Origin of the sequence: Caballeronia sp. (assembly GCF_049581465.1) — a bacterium.
In the GTDB taxonomy this organism is placed as follows: domain Bacteria; phylum Pseudomonadota; class Gammaproteobacteria; order Burkholderiales; family Burkholderiaceae; genus Caballeronia.
In genome coordinates, this window is record NZ_JBAUSA010000567.1 from 1 (window position 1) to 4475 (window position 4475).

General features: G+C 59.6%; 4 protein-coding genes and 1 pseudogene. 1 reads left to right on the forward strand and 4 read right to left on the reverse strand.

Going from position 1 to position 4475, the window contains the following annotated elements:
• From WCA53_RS13970 to WCA53_RS13985, 4 genes are all read right to left on the reverse strand, one after another.
• A partial coding sequence (locus tag WCA53_RS13970) for an MFS transporter (RefSeq protein WP_423911161.1) occupies positions 1–492 on the reverse strand: 492 nt, incomplete at its 3' end.
• Positions 489–1694 (reverse strand): efflux RND transporter periplasmic adaptor subunit, encoded by a 1206-nt coding sequence (locus tag WCA53_RS13975; protein ID WP_423911164.1) that lies wholly within the window; start codon positions 1692–1694, stop codon positions 489–491. The genes WCA53_RS13970 and WCA53_RS13975, both read right to left, overlap by 4 nt.
• A complete protein-coding gene (locus WCA53_RS13980; RefSeq protein ID WP_423911169.1) occupies positions 1691–3127 on the reverse strand; it encodes an efflux transporter outer membrane subunit in 1437 nt (478 codons plus the stop codon). The genes WCA53_RS13975 and WCA53_RS13980 overlap by 4 nt, the downstream gene beginning before the upstream one ends.
• Complete coding sequence (locus WCA53_RS13985) at positions 3124–3600, reverse strand: MarR family winged helix-turn-helix transcriptional regulator (RefSeq protein ID WP_423911173.1); 477 nt, start codon at positions 3598–3600, stop codon at positions 3124–3126. Before WCA53_RS13985 ends, WCA53_RS13980 begins: the two co-directional genes overlap by 4 nt.
• A 653-nt stretch (positions 3601–4253) precedes the next feature.
• On the opposite strand from WCA53_RS13985, the pseudogene WCA53_RS13990 reads away from it, so the two are divergent.
• A pseudogene (locus WCA53_RS13990) lies at positions 4254–4475 on the forward strand (branched-chain amino acid ABC transporter substrate-binding protein); the annotation flags it as partial.

Below are 4475 nucleotides of genomic sequence, written 5' to 3' on the forward strand. Positions count from 1 at the left end.
GCCGAGAACAGGGGCGGACATCGCGGTCATCGACCAGATGCCGAGGGCCGTTGCCCGCTTGTGCGGCGGAAAGATTGCAATGAGCAACGCCTGGCTGCCTGGAACCATCGGGCCCGACATCGCGCCCTGCAAGATGCGGAACACGATCAGCGACGGCAGACTCCACGCAATACCGCAGAGGAACGACGCGATAGTGAACGCGAGCACCGCCGCGGTGAAGGTCCGGACAACGCCAAAGCGACCCATCAACCAGCCGGTCAGCGGCACAGTGACGCCATTGGCGACAGCGAACGATGTAATAACCCAGGTACCGCTATCGGTGCTCACGCCGAGATTCCCGGCAATAGTCGGAAGCGATACATTGGCGATGGTCGAGTCGAGAACCTGCATAAAGCTGCCGAGTGCAAGCGCAACGGACGTCAGGCCCAATGCAATGCCTGCCAGCGGTGCAAGTTGCCCGCCGCTGCCGGCGCTAGTGCTGGTGCCGCTCATGGTTTGCGCCCCGCATTCTCCGCGATGATTTCGCGGATGCGTTGTTCCAGCTTCGGGCCGCCGTCGAGGCTTGCCACTTCGCCTCCGGCCGGCGGCGCACTGTTAGCCACAAATGGTCCTGACCGATCTGCGGTTTCGACCTCCACGTCGACCGACAAACCCACTCTCAGTGGCGTCTTTTCCAACTCGGCGGGATTAAGTGCAATTCTCACGGGCACCCGTTGAACAATCTTGATCCAGTTACCCGTCGCATTCTGCGGCGGCAACAAAGAGAATGCGTTGCCGCTGCCAGCGCCCAGCCCCGCAACATGACCATGGAATACAACCTTCCCGCCATAGACATCGGTTGTGATAGTAGCGGCCTGCCCCACACGAAGATCCTCAAGCTGAGTCTCGCGAAAATTTGCGTCGACCCATACGCTGTCGAGCGGCACCACCGCCATCAGTGGCGTACCCGCCGCGACCTTTTGACCAAGCTGTACGGTGCGTTGCGCTACCTCACCGGACAAAGGGGCCACGATCTGCATGTAGCTGGCGTCGATAGCCGCCCTTCGTACTTCGGCGATCGCGCCCAGCACTTGCGGGTTCGTTTCGACCGTCGTCCCGGACAACGTGCTGGTGGCCTGCGTTTGCCGCGCCCGCGCCAGATTGAGAGCCGCGCGAGTCGTTGTCACTGCGTCGGCCGCATGACTCAGGTCTTCACCTGAAATTGCGCCCGCTGCCGCTGCCGCCTTGCGCCTTGCGTAATCGTTCTGCGCCTTCGACAGGTCCGCTTCGGCCTGCGCGATTTCAGCGCTCGTCTCGTCTACCTGCGCGGCATTGACGCGAACCGCACGGACTGCCCGCCCAAGGGCAGCCTCGGCCGCATCGAGTTGCACGTTGGCCATGGCCGGGTCGAGTTCAATCAATGGCTGTCCGCGAAGCACGCGCTGTGTGTTATCGGCATGGAGCGCGAGAACCGTACCGGCTTCACGTGCGGTCACTGCCACGATATTGCCACCCACGTAGGCGTCGTCTGTTTCCTCCGAGGGCGGCGCAAACCAGCGCGTGGCCAGATAAGCGATAGCTGCGATACCCACACAGATACCGAACGCGATGAACAGCCGCCGGCGCGTTCGGAGCATGGCGCCGTCACTGGGGCGTTTGAACTCAGGTTTGAGGTTGGGTTGGGCCGTGCCGACCGTCAGCGTTTTTTCAGTCATTGTGATTTGCCTGACGAGGGAGTCGTCGCGGTCGTTGTGTTAGAGATAAATCCGCCACCAAGCGCAGCGATCAGTTGTACGCGCCGGGTCAACCCTTCCGCCTGCAAATTGACCCGTTCCTGTTCCGCTTCAAGAAGACGAAATCCGCTATCAATCGCGTCCAGTCTTGACCCGAGTCCCGTCGAAGTGCGAACGGCATCCAGACGTACGGAGTCGCGCAGCCCTGCCACGATGCGGTCTTGCTGAGCGACGTCGGAATCGTTCGACCGGACTCTGGTTAGTGCATCGGCGGATTCGTGCACGGCCCTAAGAACGGAGTCGTTATAAGTCGCAACTGCTACGTCCAGATCCGCGCTGGCACGGCGATATTGCGCGCGTAGCCTGCCTCCCTCGAAAATCGGCACATGTATTGCTATTCCACCGCCATATGTCGCGGCGCCTGCGCCAAAGAAGTTCCCGAAACCAATCGACGCAAGTCCTGCGAGCGCCCGAAGATCGACGTTCGGCAAGAAATCCGTCCGCGCCACCTTCTCACCCGATACAGCCGCATCGATGCGCGCCTGGCCGGCTAGAAGATCCGGTCTTCGGCCGAGCAAGTCGGCCGGTAGCGTGTCGGGGACCAGAGGCCGTTTATCCAGCGCGAGGGTCGGTGCACTGATCGTCGGATAGAAATCGGCTCCGCGCCCGACTAACGCCGCGAGGGCGTGGATCAACAGATCTCGTTGCTCGGTCGCCCTCAACTCAGCCTGCTGCGCCTCGGCAAGCAAGGTTTCGGCCGTGCGTTGGTCGAACTCGCTGGCCAGCGCGAATCTGGCCTTGCTTCGTATCAATGTCAGGGCGTCCTCACGCGTTTTCACAAAACCATGAGCAACCCGAATCAATTGATACGCCCGCGCCAGCCCAATATAGGTTTGCGCGATACTTGTGGAAATGATCAAGCGGGCTTCGGCGACGTCCAGCCCCGCCGCTTGCGCATCTGAACGCGCCATCGCCACGATCGCTCTCTGCCGTCCAAACAGATCGAGATCCCAATCGAGATTCGATTGAACGGTCGGTATCCATTGCGTGGTGCCGGCGTAGGGGGGTGGGATGATGTAGGCTCCGCTAAAGCGCTGATCAAGCACCTGCCCATCCGCTGACACCTGGGGTAGTTCGGCGGCCCGCTGAGCGCTGACCGTCGCGTCCGCCGCACGCACCCTTGCGAGTGCAGCCTCAAGGTTTGGATTGGTTTTGAGTCCTTCATCGATCAACCGGCCGAGTTGAGGATCGTCAAACGACTCCCACCAGCGCTCACCGATTGCCGCGCCCGGCTGTTCCAGACCCAACTGATCGGCCTGTGACTGTGCAACCTGCTGCGGGACATCAGGGACTGCAATACATGCGCTTAGCAGCAACATGGCCAGCGCCGAAACCGCCATCGTCCTGGACTTCATGCTTTCCTCGATACAGTGATGCCGCGGCGTGCTGCTGACAGCTCCATCGTGCGTAGCAATTTGCTTAGCAAACGCGTCATTTGCTGCACTTCCTCCGTCTCGAAATCGGCTAGCAGTTCATTCCAGCCATCGAGCGCCTTCTGCATGTATTTGGCCTCGCCAGCGGGCGTCAGTATCAGGTGCGCCACGCGCCGGTCGCTTGCGTTAGCGTCTTTGAGCACGTATCCGCTGCCCTCGAGCCCGTCGATCAGACGAGTCGTTGCTCCCGTCGTGAAGTCAATTGATCGAGCGAGTTCGCCGGCGCTCGTCACAACGCCGTCATGCCCGAGTTTCAACGCAATCCACTGGACCGCGTTGAGGTCAGGGTCGACGCAGCGCCCCTGAATTCGCGACTTGAGCAACGTATTGATTTGCCGGAGAAGTTTCCCCGGAGAGTGCTCTCCGGTTACATCGTCGATAGAAAGAACAGCCATGAAACCTGGAACCCCCGTTGATCCATACAAGCGCGGCAGCCGTTCCGCCACATATCTCCATATGAAGATACTAAATATGTAACAAACGATCAAGTGTTTTTCTCCATTTGGAGATTTTTTTGCGTCAGGATGGACATTTGTGAGCGACCTCTGCTAACCGCTCAGGAACACGTCAATTGGCTCCTAGGTGAAAGCACTAGTCAAATGCCCGTTCGCCTTGTCCATCAAGGCGGATAGCGATCTCGGCAAGCTTCCATGTCCTTGGGGCACATTTTCGCGTCCGAAAATGACCTCGCTTTTGCTTTGTCCGCTCCTTACTATCCAGTTGCGCCCGTAAAAGCGCGGGTGCCGGCGCAAGGACCCAACCCGAACGAATCAGCGTTGAAAAGACGGCCAGTCCTGAGTACTCCGTAATGCGGGCCCGGGTATTCCCATCGAAAGCCAACCCGCCGGCGCGCTCGTCCTCAAGGTTAGGCCGCGTCGGTTCTCTTACAGTCCGGACACGCCGGAACCTGGCCTCCATGCGGCACTGGAAACGCGACCACGAACCGCAATGACCGGCGGTGACGCGGCGATGCTTTAGAAGTTGTTGCGAAATTAGACCAAGAATCCAGACCAAGAATCGATTCGAAAAAATAGTCGGAGACAACTGAATGAAAAAAATGCATTTCTTGCTGGCCGGCGCCACTGTGTACATGGCACTCGCTTCCGGTGCCGCATCGGCAGAAACAGTGAAGATCGCGTTCATCGATCCGCTGTCCGGCCTGATGGGTTCATTGGGAACCAACGAACTCAGGAGCTGGCAATACGCTGCCGACGTCGCCAATCAGCAAAACTGGAGCGGCGGACCCAAACTCGAGGTGGTCGGATTCGAC